The organism is Massilia oculi (assembly GCF_017582745.1).
Classification (GTDB): domain Bacteria; phylum Pseudomonadota; class Gammaproteobacteria; order Burkholderiales; family Burkholderiaceae_D; genus Telluria; species Telluria oculi_A.
Genome location: NZ_JAFVIM010000032.1, coordinates 17,345 through 40,070, shown reverse-complemented (window position 1 = coordinate 40,070; position 22,726 = coordinate 17,345). Strand labels below are relative to the sequence as shown.

Here is a 22,726-nt window from a genome sequence, read left to right as displayed (position 1 = left end):
TTTTTTTACATTGCGTGTATGCTTTTACAACGGTTAACGGATCTCCCTAAACTCTTTTTGAGGACAATCCCAACGGCGACTTGCAGTCAATGTGTAAACAAGTCGCTCACACATGGTGGTAGAAGTTGACTTTTTTATCGACATTCTAAGAGAAAACCCAATAAAATCAATGCGTTATGGTTTGTTGACAGTGCCTTAGTACCCATAAGGGCCATGCTTTGACTCTGGTGTTGTTCAAGGAGCACAGGATACGACAGAACCCCGTGCCCGACACAGGATTTCTTGGCCGATGCCGGTGAAATCCTGCGGCTTATTTACATGAGCTGCGGAGAATCAGTCCTTGACTGGCGCCGGCGGCCGGCGCAGCAGGCCTTCGCCGGCGAACAGGATCAGCGCGCTCCAGATCAGCGCGAAGCCGACCAGGCGGTCGGCCGTAAACGCTTCCTTGAACAGCCACACGCCGAGCAGGAATTGCAGGGTCGGCGACAGGTATTGCAGCAGCCCCAGGATCGACAGCGGGATGCGGCGCGCGCCGCTGGCGAACAGCAGCAGCGGGATCGCGGTGAGCGGACCGGCCATCACCAGCAGCACGCGGGTGGTGTCGGAGTCGGTATTGATGAACACGTTCTGGCCGTTCACGGTCAGCCAGATGACGTAGGCGGCTGCCAGCGGGAACAGCACGACGGTCTCGAACGACAAGCCCTCGAGCGCGCCGAGCGCCGCCGTCTTGCGCAGCAGGCCGTAGCTGCCGAAGGAGAAGGCCAGGAACAGGGCGATCCAGGGCACCGTGCCGGTCTGCCAGGTCAGCCAGGCCACGCCCAGCGCGGCGATCGCGATCGCCACCCACTGAATGGTGCGCAGGCGCTCCTTCAGGATCAGGTAGCCCAGCATGATATTGACCAGCGGATTGATGAAATAGCCGAGGCTGGCTTCGATCACGTGGTGGTTGGTGACCGACCAGATATAGACCAGCCAGTTGGCGCTGAGCAGCACGGCCGACAGCACGAAGCTGAAGAATACCCGCGGCTGGCGCACCACGTTCAGCCATTTCCACTGGCGCCGCAGCACCAGCACGATGAGCAGGAAACCGAGCGACCACAGCATGCGGTGCGCCAGGATCTGCATGGGGGGCACGTCACCCAGCGCGTGGAAATAAATGGGGAACAGGCCCCAGCAGAGGAAGGCCAGGGCCGCGTAAATGATGCCGGAACGCATGGGAATGAGGGCTGGATTGCAGGGATGACATTATCCCTGAATACGTACACGGCTGCTGGCGCGTGCCTCTTTTGGCACGGGTGTATGATGCACCACGAAATATTCTTGCTTTTTTTCAGCCACTATTTTATGGTGCGCCGCACCAATACAAAAGCGATGGTGTAATCTTGACATCAGATAGCAAGAAGAGCAGCCTGGCGGCACTTACCCTGGCCGCGGTCGGCATCGTCTACGGCGACATCGGCACCAGCCCCCTCTATACGCTGCGCGCGGTGTTCGACGACACCCACGGCCTGCCACTGAATACTCCCAACATCCTCGGCGTCATCTCCCTGATCTTCTGGGCGCTGACGGTCATCGTCTCGCTCAAGTACGTGACCCTGGTGCTGCGGGCGCACAACCGCGGCGAGGGCGGCATCATGGCCCTGATGGCGCTGGCGACCAACTCGGTGGCGCGCAATTCGCGCTGGAGCTTCCCGCTGCTGGCCATCGGCGTCATCGGCGCCACCATGTTCTATGGCGACAGCGTGATCACACCGGCGATCTCGGTGCTCGGCGCGATCGAGGGCCTCGAGGTCGCCGCGCCCGGCATGTCGCACTACGTGGTGCCGCTGGCGGTGGTGGTGCTGGTGGCCCTGTACAGCGTGCAGCGCCATGGCACGGCCGGAATCGGCCGCTTCTTCGGCCCCGTGATGCTGGTGTGGTTCCTGGCGCTGGCCGCGATGGGCATCGTCAACATCGTCCAGTCGCCCGAGGTCCTGAACGCGCTCAATCCCTGGCACGCGGCCCACTTCATGCTGGACAATAAATTGTTGGCCTTTATCGCGCTGGGCGCGGTGGTGCTGGCGATCACCGGCGCCGAGGCGCTGTATGCCGACATGGGCCACTTCGGCGCCAAGCCGATCCGCATGGCCTGGTTCCTGATCGCCTATCCGGCGCTGACCCTGAACTACCTGGGCCAGGGCGGCCTCTTGATCGCCGATCCCGGCGCGGTGGAAAACCCGTTCTACCACCAGCTCGGCACTTGGAGCGTGATCCCGCTGGTAATCCTGTCGACCATGGCGGCGGTGATCGCCTCGCAGGCCACGATCAGCGGCACGTATTCGATGACCAAGCAGGCGATCGCGCTCGGCCTGCTGCCGCGTATGCGCATCCTGCACACCTCGGAAAGCGAGATCGGCCAGATCTATATCCCGGCCGTCAACTGGCTGCAGCTGGCGGTGGTGCTGATCGCCGTGGTCGGATTCGGCTCGTCGGACGAGCTGGCCGGCGCCTACGGCATCGCGGTCACGGCCACCATGATGATGACCACCGTGCTCACCTTCTTCGTGACCCGCTACCGCTGGCGCCTGCCGCTGTGGGTCTGCGTGGCCGCGACCGGCTTCTTCCTGACAATCGACGTGCTGCTGTTCTCGGCCACCACCACCAAGATCTTCCACGGCGGCTGGTTCCCGCTGCTGATGGGCGGCGTGCTGTTGACCCTGATGCTGACCTGGAAGCGCGGCCGCGGACTGGTGTTCGAGAACCTGCAGAAGCATGCGATCCCGCTGGAGGCCTTCATGGAATCGCTGTTCGTGGCGCCGCCGACGCGGGTGCCGGGCACCGCCATCTTCCTGCGCGGCGAGAGCGACGGCGTGCCGCACGCGATGTTGCACAACCTGTCGCACAACAAGGTGCTGCACGAACGGGTGGTGTTCCTGACCGTGCACATGCGCGAGGAGCCGTGGGTGCCAGTGGAGGAACAGATCGACATCGTCGACCTGGGCCACAACTGCTACCAGCTCAACATCCACTATGGCTTCAAGGACGAGGCCGACATCCCGGACATCCTCGACCGCTGCGGCGCGCTCGGCCTGTCGTTCGAGATGATGGAAACCTCGTTCTTCATCGCGCGCCAGACCGTGATCTCGGGCCCGGGCGGCGGCATGGCGCCATGGCGCGAGCACCTGTACGTGGCGCTGTCGCGCAATGCACGCAGCGCGGCCGACTACTACCAGATCCGCAGCAACCGGGTGATCGAGCTGGGCACGCAGATCGAGATCTGAGGCGGGAAGCGAGGTTTGTTGTGCAAATACGTCACTCCCGCCTTGTCCCCACATTGCTAAACTACAATTATCAGACAAATTAGGGACAGTTTCATGGGACTGATTCGATAAGGTACGAGGTTTCGTTACACAAACCTTGTTTGCCTTTCCCAGTCGAGGACACCCCATGAAGCTGAAGTTTCCCCTGATCGCGGCGTTTGCCGCCATGCTCGCCCTGACCGCCTGCGGCGGCGGCAGCGACGACAACAAGCCTGTGGTGAGCAGCCCCGCGGCGCTGACCAAGACCGACAACACGGTGGGCACCGGCGCCGAAGCGGTGACCGGCAAGACGGTGACCACCCAGTACACGCTGTGGCTGTACAACGACAAGGTCGCCGATTTCAAGGGCTCGCGTCTGGAATCGGGCAATCTGCGTCCCTACGTCGTCGGCAGCGGCGCCGTTATCCCCGGCTACGACCAGGGCGTGATCGGCATGAAGGTCGGCGGCAAGCGCACCGTCCTGATCCCGGCCAACCAGGCCTACGGCGCTAACGGCAATGGCCCGGTCCCGCCGAACTCGGGCCTGGTGTATGAAATCATCCTGACCAAGGTCGAGTAAGCCGGCAGGCTTGCAATGACGTACCGGACCGGGGCATCGCCCCGGTTTTTTTTTGCGCGCACGGCTGACCTGGCGCACGACCCGCAGGGCGGTGGCGGGCGATGCTCGGGGCTTTTCGTGCCGGGCCGATCATGCGTGCATCTTTCCTCCCCGTCGTCTGCTTCATGCCGGCCTGGTCCGGCGTCGCGTCCGCCGCACCCGCGCCGGCGACGACCGTTCCCGCCTGCGTCGTCGTCGATCCCTTTCTCGCCGCCGACCCGCCCGCCTGGCTGCTGCTGGCGGCCGCGGTGCTGCTGCTCGGGGCCGGCCGCCTGGCCGCCTCGTGACCCGCGCGCGCCTGCGCTGGCGCAGAACCGCCCTGCCTTGTTTGCGACATCGTTGAGATTCCCCGGTCACCGGAAGGATCGATTATGTCCCTGCGCAAACGTTTCTTTAATAAATTGTTGTTGGCCATCTTGGTATGTCCAAGCCTGGCCATGGCAGAGCCGCTCTACCGCATGACCTGGCTGCCGCAGGATTTCACCGCCGCCGGCCTCGATGGCGCCGGGCGGGTGGTCGGCACCGCGCAGGGCGGGGCGGCGGTGTGGTCGACGGGCGGCACCACCTACCTGGCTTCGCTCCTGCCCGGCAGCGAAGGCCTGGCGATCAGTAACGGCGGTTCCATCGTCGGCCGCGTCGGCAGCGATGCCTTCGTGTATGCCGGCGGCGCCTTCTCGATCTTCAACGTGCCGCCGGCCTACGGCACCTGGGCCACCGCCATCAACGACGCCGGCCAGGTGGCGGGCTTCGGCGCCGTCGGATTTTCCGAGACCTACGCCTTCCTGTACCAGTCGGGCGTCGTGACCCAGCTGGGCAGCTTCGGCGGCACGATCAGCGTGGCCAACGCGATCAATGCCAGCGGCCATATCGCGGGCTTCGCCAGCCGCGCCGGCGATGGCGACGACTGGGGCGATCCGCGGCGCACCGCCTCGGTCTACCGCGACGGCGTCCAGCACGACCTCGGCTCGCTCGGCGGCTGGTTCAGCGAAGCGAACGACATCAACGACGCCGGCTTCGTCGCCGGCTGGTCCGGGCTCGAAGACAACTTCAGCGAGCGGCCCTTCCTGTTCTCTCCCGAAGAGAACCGCATGATCGATCTCGGCACATTGGGCGGCGTGTCCGGGCGCGCCAATGCACTCAACAACGCCGGCGTGGTGGTGGGCCTGTCCGGCATCGGCAGCGTGGGCGGCTTCGACTACCACGCCTTCATTTATGGGTCTGGCGGCATGCTCGACCTCAATGCGCTGGTGGGCGAGCGCGGCGACTGGCAGCTGGTGAATGCGCTCGACGTCAACGATGCCGGCCAGATCCTGGCCCAGGCGTGCAACGCTCTGGGCGACTGCCGTGCGGTGCGGCTCGACCTGGTCACGGCGGTGCCCGAGCCGGGCAGCTGGGCGATGCTGGGGACGGGGCTGGCGCTGCTGGGCTGGCATGCGCGCCGGCGTGTGCGCTGGATGGCGCCGGCGCTCCTGATGGGTTCGCTGACGGCGCCGCTGGCGGCGGCCGCGCCTCCGGTCGACGCGGCGCAGGGCGTGCCAGGCCTGTTCCGGGTCACCTTCATTCCGGCCGAGCTCAATGCCAGGGCCATCAACGGCAAGGGCCATGTGGCCGGCAGCAACGGCGCGGCCGCCGTGTGGGATGGCGCCACCGTGCGCGACTACGCCGCGCTGGCGCCGGGTTCGAGCGCCGCCGCGATCAACGGCCATGGCCACCTGGCCGGCGTCTACGTCGACGCCGCCCACGTGTTCTCGCCGGCCGGCCTGCGCAATGCCGGGCGCGGGGTGCTGGTGGGCTTCAACTCGGCGAGCGGATTGAACGACAGCGGCGCCGTGTCCGGCAATGCCGCCTTCGGGGTCGGCGAGCGTGGCCGCGGCTTCGTCGTCGCCAACGGCATCACGCGCATCATTCCCACGTTCGGCGGCACCTGGGGCGGCTCCGCCGCGATCAACCGGCACGGCGCCGTGACCGGCACCGCCTCGGTCACGGGCGACGCGATCCCGGTGCCGCACTACCTCGCCTATGTGTATCGCGACCAGGTCATGCGCAGCCTGGGCACGCTGGGCGGCAAGAACAGCAGCGCCTTCGACATCAACGATGCGGGCGAAGTGGTGGGCGTCGCCGATACCGGCATCGTCGTCGACGGCAGCTACTTCATGGAGCTGCCCTTCCTGTACACGGGCGGCGTCATGACCAGCCTCGGCTCGCTGGGCGGCAACTACGGCATTGCCTGGGGCCTCAACAACGCCGCCTCGGTGGTGGGTTCCTCGACCGCGATCACGCCCGAGGGGCCGGCGTCGCACGCCTTCCTGTACGAAAAAGGCGTCATGCGCGACCTGAACGACCTGGCCGCAATGCCCGCGGGCTGGGTCCTGGTCAGCGCGACCGACATCAACGATGCGCGCCAGATCCTGGCGCAGGCCTGTCATCAAGAGGATTGCCTGTACGTGCGGCTCGATCCGCCGCTGTGCGGCTGCTGATCTTCGGTCATGTCTTCGGTCATGTGAACGGGCGCATCCGCGCTGCCGGCGGCGACAGGCAGGCTGTGGTGTATCTTTGGAAGGGAGCAAGCGCAGGCATCCGGACCTGAACAGGAAGGCGCACGCCATGTTGCCGCAATGCGCGGCAGATATGCTCACCCGAGCGCGCAGCATGCCGCCAAGCCACCTGTCCATGGAAGATGCCCCGATGAGAATTCTGCTGGTAGAGGACGAAACCGAATTCGCCGACACGGTGCGCGGCGCGCTGGAGCGCGAAAAATACGTCATCGACCATGCCGACCGGCTGGCGCTGGCGCGCGAAGCCAGCCGCCTGCATTCGTACGACCTGGTCCTGCTCGACCGAACTTTACCCGATGGCGATGGCCTGTCCCTGCTGCCGCTGCTGCGCGCCGCCAATCCCGGCCTGCCCGTCATCATGCTGACCGCGCGCGGCGAAGTCACCGACCGCGTCGCCGGCCTCGACGAGGGCGCGGACGATTACCTCGTCAAGCCGTTCGCGCTCGAAGAACTGTTCGCGCGCATCCGCGCCGTGCGGCGCCGTCCCGCCGAACTCGGTCCCGAGGAGATCCACGTAGGCGCGCTCGTGTTCGATGTCGCCAACGACGAGGCGAGCGTGGCCGGCGTGCGGCTGGACCTGGCGCGGCGCGAACTGCGCGTGCTGGCGACGCTCGTCAAGCGCCGCGGGCGCACCGTCCTGCGCGAATCGCTCGAACAGGCCGTGTATGGCTTCGACGACGCGATCCAGTCGAACACGCTCGACTCCCATATCTCGCGCCTGCGCCGCAAACTGACCGCCGTCGATGCCGGCATCGAAATCCACGCCATCAAGGGCGTCGGCTACCTGCTGCAGGCGCGGCCGTGAGCCGCAGGCCGCCCTCGCTCAAGCGGCCGCTGATCGTCCAGCCGCTGCTGTTCCAGTTCGCCATCCTGTTCATCTGCTTTCCGCTCCTCGTCGCGCTGGCGCTGCGCGCCGACAGCGGCGGGCCGTATACCGACGAGCGGATCACGTCCGTCATCGCCGCCGCCATCGTGCGCGCGGACGACGGCGCCCTGGCGCTGCGGATGACGGAGCAGCTGGCCGCGCTGCGCGCCGAGACGCCGAACCTGTGGTTCGTGGCCGAGGACGACCATGGCAGCCGCCTCAGTTTCGGGCAGGTGCCGGCGCAGTATGCAGCGGCCACCAGCCTGCTGCGCAATCTCTCCTACGGCCACGTGCGCGACCGCTACGCGCCCCATGCGCTGAGCGCCGTGATCCGCCGCGAAGACTCGCCCGCCGGCCCGGTGACGATCCTTGGACATGGCAAGCTGACGCAGGTGGGCTTCACCGTCCTGGCGGCGTCAAACGTCGCCGCGCTCCCGATCTTCTTGCTGATGGTCCTGATGTCGCTGGTCGCCATCCCCTGGATCGTCAAGCGTTCGCTGGCCGGCGTCGCCAGGATCGCCGCCGAGGCGGAAAGCATCGACGTCGACCGGCGTGGCGTGCGGCTCAGCGAAGCACAGGTGCCAAGCGAGATCGCGCCGCTGGTGCGGGCGGTGAACGATGCGCTCGGCCGTCTCGACGAGGGATACGAGCGGCAGCGGCGCTTCATCGCCTCCGCCGCCCACGAATTGCGCACGCCGATCGCGATCCTGCGGGTCAAGGTCGACGCCTCCACGGACCCCGACACGCGCCGGCTCGGGAGCGACGTCGAGCGGCTCGCCAACCTGGCCGAGCAGATGCTCGACCTGCAGCGCCTGGATGCGGAGCGGCGCGACGAAGAGATCGACCTGGCTGCGCTGGTGCGGCGCGTGGCCGCCGACCTGGCGCCGCTCCTGATCGCCGCCGACCGCTCGATCGCGGTCGAGGTCGACGCGGCGCAGCTGGTGCGGGGTGACGCCGGGGCGATCGAGCGGGTGGCGACGAACCTGGTGCAGAACGCGATCGAGCATGGCGGGCGCCACGTGGTCGTGCGCGTGCAGGGCCCGGCGTTCGAGGTCGAGGACGACGGTCCGGGCATCCCGCCGGAAGAGCGCGAACGCGTGTTCGAACCGTTCCACCGCCTGCGGCCGCGCTCGGCCGGCAGCGGCCTTGGCCTGCACCTGGTGCAGCAGGTGGTCGAGCGCCACGGCGGCCACGTGGCCATCCTCGGCGCGCCCGGCGGCGGCACGATTGCGCGTGTCGTCCTGTCGCCGATCCGGCCGGTTTCGCCGCGCACTCCATGATCCCGCAATCCCGCGCTGTTCTACTGTCGTGCATGGCGACGCCGTCGCCTCCGGCCACACCGGCCGGCCACCGAATGTCAGACAGGAGAACAACATGAATCGAACATATTGCGGCGCGGGTCGCCGTCCCCTCGCGACGCTGGGCCTCGTCGCCGTGCTGGCCGCGGGCCTGGCGGCATGCCAGTCGCCCGAGCAGCGGCGCGCCATGCATCTCGCCGAGGACACCGGCACCTGCGCCGATTTCGGCGCGCGCCAGGGTTCGCGCGAATACACGGAGTGCATGCTGCTGCAGCAGACCCGGCGCGACAACGAGAAGCTCAATGCGCTCGAGCGCCAGCGCATCTCGACCCAGAACAGCAAGGACAGCCTCGAGATGGTGCGCAAGATCGAGTGCGACCGCGAGGCCAAGAAAGAACGGGAAGCAGGCCTGCGCCCGCGCCGCTGCGACTGACTGAATAAGTTCTTAGCGCAGCATATCGATGTGCATGATGCCGTCTTCGTCATACGGTTCCGAGACGGTCTCGAAACCGAAGCTGCCGTAGAAGCGCTCCAGGTATTGCTGGGCGCCGATGCGGATGCGGTGGCCCGGATACAGCGCCTCGGCCTGGCGGATGCCCTCGCCGATCAGGGCGCGGCCGGCGCCGGTGCCGCGCGCGGCCGATGTGGTGATCACGCGGCCGATCGACATCTCGTCGTACTTGGCGCCCGGGGCCAGCACGCGCAGGTAGGCGGCCAGGCTGCGCTTGCCGTCGACGCTGCGCCAGCCCAGCAGGTGGTGGGCGTCGAGGTCGTGGCCGTCGATGTCGGGATACAGGCAGGTCTGCTCGAGGATGAAGACGTTCTGGCGCTGGGCCAGCACTTCATAGAGGTCGAACGGGGAGAGGTCGGCGAAGCGCGAGAATTGCCAGTCGATCAGGCTAGGGGTGGTCATGGATGCGAAGCGATGGTGGTGGAATGTGGAACGGCGGTCATTCGGCGGCGGTTTCGAAACCTTCCAGCACGTTGACCGTATGGATGCCCAGCTCGGGGCCGGCATTGCCGCCCTCGAACACGAAGGCCGTCGGCAGCCCGAGGTGGGCGATGCGTTCGCCGATGCGCAGGAAGTCGCCGCCCTGCAGCCCGAAGCGCGGATCCTGCCCTTGCGCGGCCGTGTCGGCGCCGAGCGACACCACCAGCGCCTGCGGCCGGGCCATGGCGATCTTGAGGCAGGCGGTTTCCAGCGCCGCGAACCAGGCGCCGCTGCCGCAGCCGGGCGCCAGCGGGATGTTCATCGTGTAGCCGGCGCCGGCGCCGCTGCCGGTCTCGTCGGCATGGCCCAGGTAGAACGGATATGCGACGCGCGGGTCGGCGTGGATCGAGACGAACAGGACGTCGTTGCGATGATAAAAAATGCCCTGGGTGCCGTTGCCGTGGTGGTAGTCGAGGTCGAGGATGGCCACGCGCTCAAGGCCGTCGTCCAGCAGGTGCTGGGCCGCCAGCGCGGCATTGTTCAAGAAGCAGGCGCCGCCGAAGAAATCGCTGCCGGCATGGTGGCCGGGCGGGCGCGTGAGCGCGAAGGTGCCGCGCTCGCCGCGCTGCAGGGCATGGGCCGCGTTGACGGCGCAGTCGGCGCCGGTCTTGGCCGCGATCCAGGTACCGCCCGTGAGCGGGGTGCCGGCGTCCATCGAATACAGGCCGAGGCGCGCGCCGAAATCGTCCGGCTCGATATCGAAGCGCAGGGTGCGCACCGGCCATGCGCTCGGCAAGGCATCCTTGCCGGCATTGCGCGGATCGAGACCGATCCATTCGCTCCAGGCATTGCGCAGGAAGTGCAGGTAGCGCGGGCTGTGCACCCGCTCGAGCGTCATGAGCGGCACGCCGTGCGGCGTGACGATGGCGCCCAGGCCGCGCCGCTCGCATTCCTTCAGGACGATGGCGGCGCGCTCGGGTTTTTCAGAACAAGGCGCCAGCTGGCCGCGATCGAGCTCGACGCGGCCGGCATGCTGGGCATGGTGTTCGTTGTAAAACGTGAGCAAGTGGTCCTCGCGGCTGCGGATCGATCGGGCGCCGCGATTAACGGCTACCTCAATTATTGGAGCATAGCTTACTGCTGTTATACGCCGCAACAAAGTCGTCGAAGCTGCCGGTGTCCATCGCTTCGATGCTCGCCTGCTCGGCATGCGAGCTGGCCGCCATCTCGTCGAACAGCGCTTCCTCGGCCGGCATCAGGGGGCTGTCGCGGAAGGTGGCCGCATGCAGGCGGCTCTGCTGCAGGCCGAAGGCCGCGGCCGAGCCGAGCGCGCGCACTTCTTCCAGCACCCGCGCCGACGGGGTGAGCGATGGATACTCGATCTTCGCCTTCTGCTTGGCCAGCGAGGCCTGGTGCACGTCGCCCTCGTTGTGCCCGTCGTCCAGCAGCTGGGCCACCGGACGGATGCGCTCGATCAGTTCCAGCGCCCATTCCTTCAGTGGCACCTCAAGACCGTCGCGGGTCAGGGTCAGGTCGGGGCGGCGGCCTTCCTTGACCGTGCGCGCGAAGTTACGCGCGTGCAGCTGGCTGTCGTGGGCGCTGATCAGGGGGCTTTCTTCGAGCGCGCAGAACAGCAAGAAGGCGTCCAGGAAGCGGCCGGTGTCGAGGGCGATGCCCACCGGCTCGAACGGATCGACGTCGAGGCAGCGCACCTCGATGTATTGCACGCCGCGGTTGCACAGGGCCTGCACCGGACGCTCGCCGGTGCGGATCACGCGCTTGGGACGGATGGTCGAGTAGTATTCGTTCTCGATCTGCAGCACATTGGTCGACAGCTGGATCCACTCGCCGTCCTTCTTCGTGCCCAGCTTGGCGTAGGGCTCGTAGGGACGATTGACCGCATCCATCAGGCTCGTGACATAGCTTTCCAGGCTGTTCTCGTGCGGACGGAGGCCCGACTGGGCGTCGTTCTGGTAACCCAGGTCGCTCATGCGCAGGCTGGTCGCGTACGGCAGGTACAGGGTGTCGCTTGATAACGTCTCGAGCTGGTGTTCACGGCCGCGCAGGAAGCTGGTGGTGAGCGCAGGCGTCGCGCCGAACAGGTACATCAGCAGCCAGGAATAGCGGCGGAAGTTGCGGATCATCGCGATATAGCTTTCCGACTGGAAGTCGCGCAGCGCGTGGCGGCGTTCCTCGGTGATCCCTTCTTCTTGCGCGAACAGCTGCCACAGTTGCTCCGGCAGCGAATAGTTGTAGTGGATGCCGGCGATGCATTGCATCGCCTTGCCATAGCGCAGCGCCAGGCCGCGCCGGTACACGTGCTTGAGCATGCCGATATTCGACTTGCCGTACCAGGCGATCTCGATCTCTTCCTCGGGCGGCAGTTCGCCCGGCATCGACACGCCCCACAGCATCTCGTCGCCCAGCTTGGCGTAGGCGTAGCGGTGGATCGCATCGAGGCGGTGCAGCGCCAGCGCGATGTCGTGCTCGGCCGGCGTGATGAATTCCAGCAGCGCCTCGGCGTAGTCGGTCGTGATGTGCGGGTGCGTCAGGGCCGAACCGAGCGCCGGGGAGTGCGGGGTGCGCGCCAGTTGGCCCGCCGCGTCGACCCGCAGGGTTTCGCGCTCGATGCCGCGCAAGCCCTGGCCCAGCAGCGCGCGGTGGTCGTCGTCGTCGAGCAGGGCCAGGCGGCGGTTGAATTGGTTCGACACAGTGTTTCCTTTCTTATACTGCCAGTTCGGTTGGTGCAGAGATTAACCGAAAAACGGACTGCGCGTTCGGCACCCTCTCATTCAAGCCAGGGCGGCGCGCTGAAGGATTTGCGGACCGGCGCCGGCGCCGGGGCGGCCGGCGGCTCGAAATCGGGCGACGGACCGGGGTCGTAGCCCGGCGGCAGCTCGCCGTCGAGCACGAAGTCGAATTCGAAGGCGGGTTCCCAGGTCGACACCGGTTCGGATGCGCCATTGAATTCTGAGTCGGCGCTGGCCGCGGCCGGCGGCGCATTGGTGCGCGTCGCCGGGTCCTTCTCGGCCTCGATCCAGCGGCCGATGCGGCGTTCCAGCTCGGCCAGCGGCAGCGCGCCGCCGCCGAGCAGGGCGTCGTGGAAGCGGCGCGGGTCGAACAGCTTGCCGAGCGCGGCGCGCGCCTGGGTGCGCAGCGCCAGGATGCGCAGCTGGCCGATCTTGTAGCCCAGCGCCTGGGCCGGGCGCGCGATATAGCGGTCGACCTCGGCCTCGTTGTCCGCCGGTGGGTTGGCGGTATGCGTGTTCAGGTAGTCGATCGCCTGCTGGCGCGTCCAGCCGAGCGAATGGATGCCGGTGTCGACCACCAGGCGCGCGGCGCGGAACATCTCTTCGTTGAGGTGCCCGAACAGCGAGAACGGATCCTGGAACAGGCCGAGTTCAAGGCCCAGGCTCTCGGCATAGGTGGCCCAGCCTTCGCCGTAGGCGTCGTACCAGCCGTGGCGCCGGAATGCCGGCAGCTCGAGTTCCTGGGCGCGCGCCACCTGCAGGTGGTGGCCGGGAACCGCCTCGTGCAGGGCCACGGTGTCGACCTGCCAGATCGGGCGCGCGTCCAGGCGCGCCGTGTCGACCACCAGCGCGGCGGTGCGCGCCGCGCTGCCGGCCTCGTAATAGGCGGCCGGCTGCCCGGCACTGTCGCCGCCCATCGGCTTGACGACGATGCCCGCCTTCGGAACGACGGTGACCACGCGGCCCAGCCGCGCCTGGGCCAGCGCCAGCGTGCGCCGGTAGCGGTCGAGCAGGGCCGCCGCGTCGACGAAGAACAGGCGCCGGTCGCTGCGCGCGAAGGCGATGAATTCGGCGAAGCCGCCGCGAAAGCCCGTGCGCGGGATCAGGCGCTCGATCTCGGCGCGCATGCGCGCGACTTCTTGCAGGCCGAGCGCATGCACCTGGGAAGGCGTCATCGCGGTGGTGGTGCTGTCCTTCACCAGCCGGGCGTACCACTCCGGGCCGCCCGGCAGCGCGGCGGCGCCGATGCTGTCGCGCGCGACCGGCACGTAGTCCCGGCGCAGGAAGTCCTCGAGCTTGCGCAGGGCGGGCGCCGCCTGCTGTTCCAGGGCCGCCTTGCCGGCCGCGCGGAACTGTTCGCGCACCTCGGGGGCGATGGTCGCCGGGATGCGCTGGAAGGGCGCGCCGAGCGCCCCGTCGGCCAGCTTCTCGCGCAGCGCGCGCAGCGCATCCGGCACCGGCGCGATGGCGGCCTTCGGCATCGTCCAGCCGGCCTGTTTACCGGCGCGCAGCTGCTCGATCAGGCCGTCGACGTGGGCCGGCAGCGCCTGCAGGCGCGCCAGATAGCTCAGGTAATCGGCGTCGTTTGCGAACGGCATCTCCGCGACCAGGCGCGGCAGCCGCACCTGCAGGCCGTCCCAGGCGGTGATCGGGAGCGGATCGAAAGGACGCGCGGCGCCGGCGGCGATCAGGCGCGCCTTGTCGGCCACGAACAGGTCGTACGACACCTGGTCTTCGCCGCTCAGTTGCGCGCGGTCGATCTTCTGCGCCGCCGCCAGCATGGCGCGCTCGTGCTCGAGCGCGGCCGCGCGTCCCGCCAGCGAGGTGTCGGATAGCCAGGCGTTGTAGCGATGCTCGCCCAGGGCGGTGGCCTTCTCTGGCGCATGGCGCAGCTGCCACTGCCAGTCGCGCTCGTAGAGCCGGGCGGCCAGCCTTGATGGCTGCTCGAGCGGCGCATCCGGGGTGACGGCAGGCGGCGCGGGCAGCGCGGGCAGAGCAGGTGGCACGACCGCGGCGCCGCCGTGCAGCGGCGCGAGCAGGACGAGGGAGGCGAACAGGATGCGCATGCATGCTCCGGAATCAGGACTGGTCATTCTAACAAGCCCATCCCGAGGGGTGCGCGCCCTAGGCACTGCGGCGGCCTCCGCTGACCCGCTCGATGCCGGCCAGGTCGCGCCAGCTCTGCACCTCGCCGTAGCCGCGTGCCTTCAACAAATCGCGCACCGCCCCGGCCTGGTCGTAGCCATGCTCGAGCAGCAGCCAGCCGCCCGGTTCCAGGTGCGCGGTAGCGCCGTCGGCGATGGTGCGCAGGTCGGACAGGCCGTCGGCGTGGTCGGTGAGGGCGTCGATCGGCTCGAAACGCAGGTCGCCCTCGATCAGGTGGCGGTCGCCGGCCACGATATAGGGCGGGTTCGAGACGATCAGGCCGAAGCGCTCCTCACCGAGGGCTGCGTACCAGTCGCTGCGCAGGAAGCGCACGCGCGCCTCGTTGGCGGCGGCATTGGCGCGCGCGACGTCCAGCGCCTCCTCGCTCACGTCGAGCGCCGTGACGTCGGCATCCGGCCGCGTGTGGGCGATGGCGACGGCGATCGCGCCGCTGCCGGTGCCCATGTCGAGCACGCGCTGTCGCGCGACCAGGCGCTCCAGCGCGAGTTCGACGATCAGTTCGGTGTCCGGACGCGGGATCAGCACCGCCGGCGTCACCTTGAACGGCAGCCCGAAGAATTCGCGCTCGCCGACGATGTAAGCGATCGGTTCGCCGTCCAGGCGGCGCCGCACCAGCGCTTCCAACTGCGCCGCTTCGTCAGGCGTGAGCACGCGTTCCGATTGCGTGATCAGGGCCACGCGCGGCAGGCGCAGCGCATGGCACAGCAGGATGCGGTTTTCGAGCGGATCGAGCGGCAGCGACAGCCGCACCTGCCCGAGGGTGGCGCCGGCCTCGATCATGCCCGCCCGGCGCGCAGGTGCCGCAGCAGCACCCAGCCCAGCAGCACGGTCAGCACCACGAACCAGACCGCCGACCATTGCGGGATCGCCAGGCCGAGAATGGCGTCGGTCGCGCCTTCGCACAGGCCGTCGGCGCGGAACAGCCACGGCAGGAATTCGGCGGTGGGAATCTTGTTGAGCATCGTCTCCATCGGATCGATGCCGCACGAGAAGCCGGGATTGGCGATCACGTACAGGTGCTTGCCGACCGTGACCAGGCCGCCGAAGGCCGCCAGCAGGGCCAGGATCGTGGCTGCGCGCACCTTGCCGCCGATGGCGCCGACCAGGGTGCACACGCCGATGGCGAGGAACATATAGCGCTGGATCACGCACAGCGGGCAGGGCCGCATTTCCATGGCGTGCTGCAGATAGAGGGCGACGGCGATCAGCGCGAACGAGATCGACGAGATGGCGAACAGGACCTGGCGGTTGGTGGGCATGAGGGGCTTTCTGAAAACGCGTGGGGTGGACTGAATGACCTCGTCCACCCCACCTTTGGCAGGATCGTCGTTATTCTCGCATAAACGTTGCTAACGACGCCTCGCCATTTTCAATCTGGCAACTTAACAATGACTTAAGTCATCAGTCGCCCAGCGCCGCCAGCAATTCGGCCTGGTGTTCCTGGGCCAGCGCTTCGGTCAGCTCCTTCAGGTCGCCGTCCATGATGAAGTCGAGCTTGTACAGGGTCAGGTTGATGCGGTGGTCGGTCAGGCGGCCCTGCGGGAAGTTGTAGGTGCGGATGCGCTCGCTGCGGTCGCCCGAGCCGATCAGGCTCTTGCGGGTGGCCGCTTCCTTCGACTGCTGCTCGCGCAGCTGGGCGTCCTTCAGGCGCGCCGCCAGCACCTTCATGGCCGAGGCCTTGTTCTTGTGCTGGCTGCGGTCGTCCTGGCATTCCACCACCAGGCCGGTTGGCAGGTGGGTAATACGAACTGCAGAATCTGTTTTATTGATGTGCTGGCCGCCGGCGCCCGAGGCGCGGTAGGTGTCGATGCGCAGGTCGGCCGGGTTGATGTCGACGTCCTCGACTTCATCCGCCTCGGGCATCACCGCCACCGTGCAGGCCGAGGTGTGGATGCGGCCCTGCGTTTCGGTGGCCGGCACCCGCTGCACGCGGTGGCCGCCCGACTCGAATTTCAGTTTCGAATAGGCGCCGTTGCCGACCACGCGCACGATGACTTCGCGGTAGCCGCCCAGGTCGGACGGCGACTCGGACACCATCTCGACCTGCCAGCGGTTGCGCTCGGCGAAACGGGTGTACATGCGCAGCAGGTCGCCGGCGAACAGGGCCGATTCGTCGCCGCCGGTGCCGGCGCGGATCTCGAGGAAGATGTTGCGCTCGTCGTTGGCGTCCTTCGGCAGCAGCATTTTCTGCAGTTCGAGCTCCAGGTCCGCCATGCGCTGTTTCGCACCCTCGATTTCTTCCTGGGCGAACTCCTTCATCTCGGGATCCTGCAGCAGTTCCTCGGCGGCGGCGGTGTCTTCCAGCGCACCCTGGTATTGGCGGTACACCGCCACCAGCGGCGACAGCTCGGCATGTTCGCGCGTCATCTTGCGATAGCTGTCCATGTTCGCGGTGGCGCCTTCGCTCATCAGGAGTTCATCCAGCTCGACGAGGCGGTTGGCGAGTTGGTCCAGCTTGAACAGCATGGAAGGTTTCATGGGCAGTCTCGGTATGAAGATGGTCGGATGGCCGCAGGGAAGGGCCGGGTTGCGCCGGGTTGCGCGAGCTGGCGCGCATGGCGGGCGGGGCCGCCGGGAGAATCGGGCGCTAACGGCGGCCGCGGAACAGCTGCGGCAGCAGGGTGGCCAGGCGCGCGCGGTCGTCGCCCTGGGCCTGGTGCAGGGCCTGTTGTGGGCCGTGCAGGAACTTGGCGGTGAGCCCCTTCGACAGCGCTTCGAGCACGGCTTCGGCATCGTCGCCGCGCGCCAGCATCTTGCGCGCGCGTTCCAGCTCGGCCTGGCGCAAGGCCTCGCCCGATTCGTGCAGGTCGCGGATCACCGGCACCACGGCGCGGTCGCCGACCCAGTGCATGAAGGACTGGACCCGGGTCTCGATGATGGCTTCTGCCTGGCGCACGGCGGCCTGGCGGCTTTCCATGCCGGTCTGCACCACCTGGGCCAGGTCGTCGACCGTGTACAGGAACACGTCGTCCAGGCGCGCGACCTCGGGCTCGATATCGCGCGGCACGGCCAGGTCGACCATGAACATCGGACGGTGGCGGCGCGCCTTGACGGCGCGCTCGACCAGGCCCTTGCCGATCAGCGGCAAGGTCGAGGCGGTGCACGAGATGACGATGTCGAATTGCTGCAGGTTGTCCGGCAGGTCGGCCAGCCGGATCGCGCGGCCGTTGTAGCGGGCGGCCAGCGCCTCGCCGCGCTCCATGGTGCGGTTGGCGATGGTGACCGATTTCGGGTTCTGGGCCGCGAAGTGGGCCGCGCACAGCTCGATCATCTCGCCGGCGCCGATGAACAGCACGTGCTGGTCGGCGATGCGGTCGAAGATGCGGTGCGCGAGGCGCACCGCGGCGGCGGCCATCGACACGCTGTGGGCGCCGATCTCGGTGGTAGTGCGCACTTCCTTCGCCACCGCGAAGGTGCGCTGGAACATCTGGTGCAAGTAGGTGCCCAGGCCGCCGGCGGCGTCGGCGGTGCGCACCGCATCCTTCATCTGGCCCAGGATCTGCGGTTCGCCCAGCACCATCGAATCGAGGCCCGAGGCGACGCGGAAGGCGTGGCGCACGGCGTCGTCCTGCGGCAGCAGGTACAGGTGGGGGCGTAATTCAGCGTAGTTGAGCGCATGATAATGCGCCAGAAATTGAGCCGAAGCGTCCAGCGGATCGGGCAGCTTGATCGCCGCATACATCTCGGTGCGGTTGCAGGTCGAGAGGATGGCCGCCTCTTCGCCGCCGGTGGAACCCTGGCGCGCGAACCAGCCGCGCGCCGACTGCACCGCCGTGCCGATCTGGTCGGGCGCGAGCGCCAGCTGCTCGCGCAGCGAGACCGGTGCTGTGGTGTGGTTCAGGCCGACGGCAAGCAGTTGCATTTCGGAGGGAGAGCGAGGGTCAATGGACTGCGGCCATTATACCCTCTTGCTGTCAGGGTTTCAGGCGGGGCCGCCTAGGCGCCCAGCTTTTCCAGCCGGTAGCCATAGCTGTAGACCGGCACAAGGCGGAAGCCGTTCTCTGGCCGCAGGTGGAGTTTGTTGCGTACGCGCGAAACGTGTGTGTCCATGGTGCGCGACGGCACGTCGTTCTCGCGGACCCACACCGATTCGTGGATGTAGGCGCGCGACAGCGGGCGGCCGATGTTCCTGAAGAACAGCAGCGCCAGCGAGAACTCTTTCTGGGTCACGTCGATCACCGAACCGTCCTTGAGCAGCCGTCCGGGACGGGTCTCGAAGGTGTACGGGCCGAACTGCAGCTGCTCGGCGCTGTTCTGCGACGGATAGGCGCGGCGCAGCAGGGCCGAGACGCGCGCCACCAGCTCGCCGCGGCGCAGCGGCTTGACCAGGTAGTCGTCGGCGCCGGCGGTGACGCCGGCAATGATGTCGTCTTCGGCGTTATTCCCGACCAGGAACATGGTCGGCGCGGTGGACGCCAGCTTTTCCTTGGCGCGGCGCAGCACTTCGCCGCCTTCCATATCCGGGACATTCCAGTCCATCACCAGCATGTCGGCACTGTCCTTGCGTAACTGCCCCAGTAATTCCTTGGCGCTGTCGTACGATTGGCAGCTGTGGCCAGCGGCGCTGAGGACCTGGCAAATCAGGTCAGCTTGGGGACGGTCTTGCTCCAGGACGGCGATCTTCATGACGGGCGAAATGTTGTGTGGTTGCCTATGTAGGAAGATTCCTACAAAGTTAAACCAAATATATCAGACTTTCACAAAACGATGCTACTGATAAACTTCGCTTAGACACCAAAAGGTGACATTTGTACTATAAGACTGTTGTGTTAAAGGGACCACGCAGAAAATCTCGCTACAGGCGTAGACTGAATTTCATATGTCATTCAGATAATGTAGAGGGGTAAATTATGTTGTTTACACGTAAAAACGTGGCGGTCCCGGAGGATCGGGTGCCCGTCAGCGGCGCCGAGATCGACGCCACCCGCACCCGCTGCCTGGCCCTGGTCAAGAAGCGCGCCGCCATGTCGGCGGCTGTGGCCGCGGTGCCTGTGCCCGGCCTCGACCTGCTGGCCGACATCACGGGCTTCGCCGCCCTGGTCGACCAGATCAATGCCGAATTCGGCCTGACCCAGAAGCAGATCGAGCGCCTGCACCCGCGCATGCGCGTGATCGCCTACAAGGCGGCGGCCTCGGTAGGCGGCATGCTGGTCGGCAAACTGGTGACGCGCGGCGCGGTGGCGCGCCTGTTCCGGGTCGTGGCCGGCCGCATGGCGGTCAAGACCACGGCCAAGATGGTGCCGCTGGCCGGCCAGATCGCGTCGGCGGCGATCGGCTACACGCTGTTCAAGCGCATGGGGGCGCAGCACGTGGAAGCCTGCGTGAAGGTGGTGCAGGAGCTGGAGCGCGCCGAGGCCGTGGGCGAGGCGCCGCAGCCGGTGGAGGAGAACGATGACGCCGCCACCACTGTACAGGTCAATGGCGGGGCGGTCAGCGGGCCGGCGAAAGAGCCGGTGTTGGTGATGTGAGGTTGCCGGAACATGTAGGAGGCCGAGCCTCCCGCACGTTTAAGCAACCTTCGGAAAATCGACCACCGTATCGTTGATCCGGTTGAACAGGTTCGTCAGGGTGATGGCCGTGATCGCCAGGGTGAGGTCGACGATCTGGGCATCGCTCACGCCGGCCGCCTTCACCGCCTCGACCCTGCTCGCGTCCACGGTGCCGCGGGTCGTCACCAGGTGGCGCGCGAAGTCCGCCAGCGCATCTTCGCGGGCATTGCCGGTGGCCTGGCCCTGGCGCACGGCGGCCAGCGCGTCGGCGGGCAAGCCGGCCATCTTGCCCATCAGGCTGTGGGCTGCCACGCAGTAGTCGCAACCGTTGACGGCGCTGACCGCCAGCTTGATGACTTCGACATCGCGCGCCGACAGTGTGGTTTTCTTGAGGCTGGCATCCAGGGCCAGCACCGATTCCAGGACCACCGGGCTGTTGCTGCCGATGTCGCGGTAGGCGTTCGGCACCTTGCCGACGGCGCCCTGGATGGCGCTGAACAGTTGAGCAGCGGCGCCGGTGGCGTCCGAGACGGGGTGGGAGGCGAGACGGGTCATGATGAGGCTCCTTGTCGAAAGTTCGTTGGGTTTGCTTGTCTGGCTGTCCGATGTGTTGCAGCCATGAACCCAGTATAGGCAGGCCCGTCGATACTTTGAATGCTCGGATTCAACTAATAATTGCCCGATCGTCTCACTCAAAAAAAATGACCGCTACAAAAGACGATGCCCGCACGGGGCGGGCATCGTCGGGCGAAGGGCGGCGCCGGTCAGGTATCCGGCAGCACCACGTTCACGTCCAGCACTTCCAGGTTGCCCTGGCGGTCGAGCGAGACCTTGATGTCGTCGGGATTGACCTTGACGTACTTCGAGATCACGGCGATCAGCTCCTGGTGCAGGGCCGGAAGGAAATCCGGACCGGCGCGGTTGGTCCGTTCGCGTGCGATGATGATCTGCAGGCGTTCCTTGGCGGCTGTCGCGCTCTTCTTTTTTTCGGGGAAGAGGAATGAAAGCAATGCCATCTCACTTGGCTCCGAAAATGCGCTGGAACAGTCCCGGCTTTTCGTAGTTGGTAAAGCGCAGCGGGCGTTCTTCGCCCAGGAAGCGCGCGACGACGTCCTCATAGGCATCGGCCACGTCGGTCCCCTTGAAGTGGATCGCCGGGTTGCCCTGGTTCGAGGCGTGCAGCACCGATTCCGATTCCGGAATGATGCCGATCAGGGGGATGCGCAGGATTTCCTGCACGTCCTGGTAGGAGAGCATTTCGTCCGCTTCGACGCGCTTCGGCGAGTAACGGGTGATGAGCAGGTGTTCCTTGACCGGCTCGGTGCCGCTCTGGGCGCGGCGCGACTTGGCCTGCAGGATGCCCAGGATGCGGTCCGAGTCGCGCACCGACGAGACTTCCGGATTGGTGACCACGATCGCTTCGTCGGCGAAGGTCAGCGCCATCAGTGCGCCGTGCTCGATGCCGGCCGGCGAATCGCAGATGATGAACTCGAAGTCCATCTTGATCAGGTCGTTGAGCACGCGCTCAACGCCATCTTCGGACAGCGCGTCCTTGTCGCGCGTCTGCGAGGCCGGCAGGATGAACAGGTTGTCGCAGTGCTTGTCCTTGATCAGCGCCTGGTTCAGGGTCGCTTCGCCATTGACGACGTTGATCAGGTCGTAGACCACGCGGCGTTCGCAGCCCATGATCAGGTCGAGGTTGCGCAGGCCGACGTCGAAGTCGATCACTGCCGTCTTGTGGCCGCGCATGGCCAGCCCGGTGGAGAAGCTAGCGCTCGAGGTCGTTTTGCCCACACCGCCCTTGCCGGACGTCACAACAATAATTCTTGCCACAAAAAAGTCCTTTACAGTATCTGTTCAGTTCGGGGATCAGGCGCGGGGTGCCGGAGCCAGCGATTGGATATCGATCCGGTCGCCGACCAGCCGGATCTGCGTTGGCTGGCGTGACAGGTCGGACGGGAAACCTTCGTCGAACGTGCGGTACACGCCGGCGATCGAGACCAGCTCCGGCTGCATCGACAGCGCGAAGATGCGCGCATCGGCGTTGCCGGAGGCGCCCGCCAGTGCGCGGCCATTGAGGGGCGCATACACGTGGATGCTGCCGTCGGCGATCAGTTCGGCGCCATTGTTGACCACCGCGGTGACGATCAAATCGGTTCCGCGCGCATAGATGCGCTGGCCGGCGCGCACCGGCGTGTCGATGATCATCGGCACGACGGCCGGCGCCTGGGCGGCGGCCGGTTCCGGCGCCGGCGCCGGCGCCGCAGCAGCCGGGGGAGCCGCTGGGGCAGCCAGTTCGGGCGCAGCAGGGGCGGGCGGCGCAGCCGCATGGCCGCCGGCGCGCACGCCGCTCGAGCCGTCGTCCAGCGCCAGGCCCTGGGCCCGGATCGCTTCCACCATCGCCGGGCTGGCGCCGCGCACGGCGACCGCGTTCAGGCGGTATTTCTTGAGCAGGGACACCAGCGCCGCCCAGTCGAGTCCCGGTGCTTCGGGCGCGATCGCGGCCACGTCGATCACCGCGAACTCGTCCTCGAAAAAGTCCGATACGCCCCCGGTCATCTGCTCCAGGGCGGAGTCGATGGCTTCCGGGTCGGCCGAGTGCAGGATCGTGGAAATGGCAACGACCGTGGAAATCTTGATTTCGATGGGAAGCGTGGTTTTAGGCATAAAACGGTGTGGTTGGCGTTGCGCTTGTGCATTCTACTGTGAAAATTATAGAAAAGGACAGAAGCGCACGCATCATTCCTAACAGAAATTGAACGTTTGTCAGCAACC

22 protein-coding genes are annotated in these 22,726 nt (G+C 66.7%); 8 read left to right on the top strand and 14 right to left on the bottom strand.

Features of this window, described 5'->3' with window-relative positions; genetic code table 11:
• Positions 1-333: 333 nt before the first annotated feature.
• Positions 334-1,215, bottom strand: a complete 882-nt coding sequence (gene rarD / locus J3U95_RS25480; protein ID WP_208281372.1) for an EamA family transporter RarD — start codon at positions 1,213-1,215, stop codon at positions 334-336.
• Positions 1,216-1,382: 167 nt separating this feature from the next.
• Between rarD and J3U95_RS25475 the strand changes: the two genes are divergently transcribed.
• The 7 genes from J3U95_RS25475 (at position 1,383) to J3U95_RS25445 (ending at position 9,048) form a co-directional block, all read left to right on the top strand.
• On the top strand, positions 1,383-3,260 hold the full coding sequence (locus J3U95_RS25475; RefSeq protein ID WP_208281371.1) for a potassium transporter Kup: 1,878 nt from the start codon (positions 1,383-1,385) through the stop codon (positions 3,258-3,260).
• 166 nt (positions 3,261-3,426) lie between these two features.
• Positions 3,427-3,858, top strand: a complete 432-nt coding sequence (locus J3U95_RS25470; protein WP_208281370.1) for an FKBP-type peptidyl-prolyl cis-trans isomerase — start codon at positions 3,427-3,429, stop codon at positions 3,856-3,858.
• Between the two features lie 131 nt (positions 3,859-3,989).
• Positions 3,990-4,184: a hypothetical protein gene (locus J3U95_RS25465; protein WP_208281369.1), complete on the top strand. Its 195-nt coding sequence runs from the start codon at positions 3,990-3,992 to the stop codon at positions 4,182-4,184.
• 150 nt (positions 4,185-4,334) lie between these two features.
• Positions 4,335-6,374 (top strand): PEP-CTERM sorting domain-containing protein, encoded by a 2,040-nt coding sequence (locus J3U95_RS25460; protein WP_229520095.1) that lies wholly within the window; start codon positions 4,335-4,337, stop codon positions 6,372-6,374.
• 208 nt (positions 6,375-6,582) lie between these two features.
• On the top strand, positions 6,583-7,257 hold the full coding sequence (locus tag J3U95_RS25455; protein WP_208281367.1) for a response regulator transcription factor: 675 nt from the start codon (positions 6,583-6,585) through the stop codon (positions 7,255-7,257).
• On the top strand, positions 7,254-8,597 hold the full coding sequence (locus tag J3U95_RS28475; RefSeq protein ID WP_208281366.1) for a sensor histidine kinase: 1,344 nt from the start codon (positions 7,254-7,256) through the stop codon (positions 8,595-8,597). The genes J3U95_RS25455 and J3U95_RS28475 overlap by 4 nt, the downstream gene beginning before the upstream one ends.
• A 94-nt stretch (positions 8,598-8,691) precedes the next feature.
• Positions 8,692-9,048, top strand: a complete 357-nt coding sequence (locus J3U95_RS25445) for a hypothetical protein (protein ID WP_208281365.1) — start codon at positions 8,692-8,694, stop codon at positions 9,046-9,048.
• A 12-nt stretch (positions 9,049-9,060) separates the two neighbouring features.
• On the opposite strand, the gene J3U95_RS25440 is transcribed toward J3U95_RS25445, so the two are convergent.
• The 9 genes from J3U95_RS25440 to J3U95_RS25400 form a co-directional block, all read right to left on the bottom strand.
• Entirely contained in the window at positions 9,061-9,528 is a 468-nt protein-coding gene (locus J3U95_RS25440; protein ID WP_229520094.1) for a GNAT family N-acetyltransferase, read from the bottom strand.
• A 37-nt stretch (positions 9,529-9,565) separates the two neighbouring features.
• Complete coding sequence (locus tag J3U95_RS25435; protein ID WP_208281364.1) at positions 9,566-10,612, bottom strand: histone deacetylase family protein; 1,047 nt, start codon at positions 10,610-10,612, stop codon at positions 9,566-9,568.
• Positions 10,613-10,661: 49 nt separating this feature from the next.
• Complete coding sequence (gene gshA / locus J3U95_RS25430) at positions 10,662-12,257, bottom strand: glutamate--cysteine ligase (RefSeq protein ID WP_208281363.1); 1,596 nt, start codon at positions 12,255-12,257, stop codon at positions 10,662-10,664.
• Between the two features lie 77 nt (positions 12,258-12,334).
• Entirely contained in the window at positions 12,335-14,362 is a 2,028-nt protein-coding gene (locus tag J3U95_RS25425) for a DUF885 domain-containing protein (protein WP_208281362.1), read from the bottom strand.
• Between the two features lie 58 nt (positions 14,363-14,420).
• A complete protein-coding gene (gene prmC / locus J3U95_RS25420) occupies positions 14,421-15,242 on the bottom strand; it encodes a peptide chain release factor N(5)-glutamine methyltransferase (RefSeq protein WP_208281361.1) in 822 nt (273 codons plus the stop codon).
• Entirely contained in the window at positions 15,239-15,721 is a 483-nt protein-coding gene (locus J3U95_RS25415; RefSeq protein WP_208281360.1) for a disulfide bond formation protein B, read from the bottom strand. The genes prmC and J3U95_RS25415 overlap by 4 nt, the downstream gene beginning before the upstream one ends.
• Before the next feature lie 142 nt (positions 15,722-15,863).
• On the bottom strand, positions 15,864-16,940 hold the full coding sequence (gene prfA / locus J3U95_RS25410; RefSeq protein WP_208281359.1) for a peptide chain release factor 1: 1,077 nt from the start codon (positions 16,938-16,940) through the stop codon (positions 15,864-15,866).
• A 109-nt stretch (positions 16,941-17,049) separates the two neighbouring features.
• Complete coding sequence (hemA, locus tag J3U95_RS25405) at positions 17,050-18,324, bottom strand: glutamyl-tRNA reductase (protein WP_208281358.1); 1,275 nt, start codon at positions 18,322-18,324, stop codon at positions 17,050-17,052.
• Positions 18,325-18,398: 74 nt separating this feature from the next.
• Positions 18,399-19,088: a response regulator transcription factor gene (locus tag J3U95_RS25400; RefSeq protein ID WP_109345646.1), complete on the bottom strand. Its 690-nt coding sequence runs from the start codon at positions 19,086-19,088 to the stop codon at positions 18,399-18,401.
• 224 nt (positions 19,089-19,312) lie between these two features.
• Between J3U95_RS25400 and J3U95_RS25395 the strand changes: the two genes are divergently transcribed.
• Positions 19,313-19,930 carry a hypothetical protein gene (locus tag J3U95_RS25395; RefSeq protein ID WP_208281357.1) on the top strand — a complete coding sequence of 206 codons (618 nt, stop codon included), beginning with the start codon at positions 19,313-19,315 and terminating at the stop codon, positions 19,928-19,930.
• Between the two features lie 39 nt (positions 19,931-19,969).
• Here J3U95_RS25395 and J3U95_RS25390 read toward each other — a convergent pair whose 3' ends face one another.
• The 4 genes from J3U95_RS25390 to minC form a co-directional block, all read right to left on the bottom strand.
• The gene (locus J3U95_RS25390) at positions 19,970-20,506 is read right to left on the bottom strand and encodes a carboxymuconolactone decarboxylase family protein (protein ID WP_208281356.1); all 537 of its coding nucleotides are present in this window, start codon (positions 20,504-20,506) and stop codon (positions 19,970-19,972) included.
• A gap of 209 nt (positions 20,507-20,715) precedes the next feature.
• Positions 20,716-20,967, bottom strand: a complete 252-nt coding sequence (minE, locus tag J3U95_RS25385) for a cell division topological specificity factor MinE (RefSeq protein ID WP_005663943.1) — start codon at positions 20,965-20,967, stop codon at positions 20,716-20,718.
• Position 20,968: 1 nt separating this feature from the next.
• Positions 20,969-21,784: a septum site-determining protein MinD gene (gene minD, locus J3U95_RS25380; protein ID WP_208281355.1), complete on the bottom strand. Its 816-nt coding sequence runs from the start codon at positions 21,782-21,784 to the stop codon at positions 20,969-20,971.
• Positions 21,785-21,820: 36 nt separating this feature from the next.
• The gene (minC, locus tag J3U95_RS25375; protein WP_208281354.1) at positions 21,821-22,618 is read right to left on the bottom strand and encodes a septum site-determining protein MinC; all 798 of its coding nucleotides are present in this window, start codon (positions 22,616-22,618) and stop codon (positions 21,821-21,823) included.
• Positions 22,619-22,726: the final 108 nt, after the last annotated feature.

Bases quoted from the DNA above. Each gene is read 5' to 3' on its own strand.
- rarD (WP_208281372.1), bottom strand. From the start codon at position 1,215: ATGCGTTCCGGCATCATTTACGCGGCCCTGGCCTTCCTCTGCTGGGGC.
- J3U95_RS25470 (WP_208281370.1), top strand. From the start codon at position 3,427: ATGAAGCTGAAGTTTCCCCTGATCGCGGCGTTTGCCGCCATGCTCGCC.
- J3U95_RS25465 (WP_208281369.1), top strand. From the start codon at position 3,990: ATGCGTGCATCTTTCCTCCCCGTCGTCTGCTTCATGCCGGCCTGGTCC.
- J3U95_RS25460 (WP_229520095.1), top strand. From the start codon at position 4,335: ATGGCAGAGCCGCTCTACCGCATGACCTGGCTGCCGCAGGATTTCACC.
- J3U95_RS25455 (WP_208281367.1), top strand. From the start codon at position 6,583: ATGAGAATTCTGCTGGTAGAGGACGAAACCGAATTCGCCGACACGGTG.
- J3U95_RS25445 (WP_208281365.1), top strand. From the start codon at position 8,692: ATGAATCGAACATATTGCGGCGCGGGTCGCCGTCCCCTCGCGACGCTG.
- J3U95_RS25440 (WP_229520094.1), bottom strand. From the start codon at position 9,528: ATGACCACCCCTAGCCTGATCGACTGGCAATTCTCGCGCTTCGCCGAC.
- J3U95_RS25425 (WP_208281362.1), bottom strand. From the start codon at position 14,362: ATGCGCATCCTGTTCGCCTCCCTCGTCCTGCTCGCGCCGCTGCACGGC.
- prmC (WP_208281361.1), bottom strand. From the start codon at position 15,242: ATGATCGAGGCCGGCGCCACCCTCGGGCAGGTGCGGCTGTCGCTGCCG.
- J3U95_RS25415 (WP_208281360.1), bottom strand. From the start codon at position 15,721: ATGCCCACCAACCGCCAGGTCCTGTTCGCCATCTCGTCGATCTCGTTC.
- prfA (WP_208281359.1), bottom strand. From the start codon at position 16,940: ATGAAACCTTCCATGCTGTTCAAGCTGGACCAACTCGCCAACCGCCTC.
- hemA (WP_208281358.1), bottom strand. From the start codon at position 18,324: ATGCAACTGCTTGCCGTCGGCCTGAACCACACCACAGCACCGGTCTCG.
- J3U95_RS25400 (WP_109345646.1), bottom strand. From the start codon at position 19,088: ATGAAGATCGCCGTCCTGGAGCAAGACCGTCCCCAAGCTGACCTGATT.
- J3U95_RS25395 (WP_208281357.1), top strand. From the start codon at position 19,313: ATGTTGTTTACACGTAAAAACGTGGCGGTCCCGGAGGATCGGGTGCCC.
- J3U95_RS25390 (WP_208281356.1), bottom strand. From the start codon at position 20,506: ATGACCCGTCTCGCCTCCCACCCCGTCTCGGACGCCACCGGCGCCGCT.
- minE (WP_005663943.1), bottom strand. From the start codon at position 20,967: ATGGCATTGCTTTCATTCCTCTTCCCCGAAAAAAAGAAGAGCGCGACA.
- minC (WP_208281354.1), bottom strand. From the start codon at position 22,618: ATGCCTAAAACCACGCTTCCCATCGAAATCAAGATTTCCACGGTCGTT.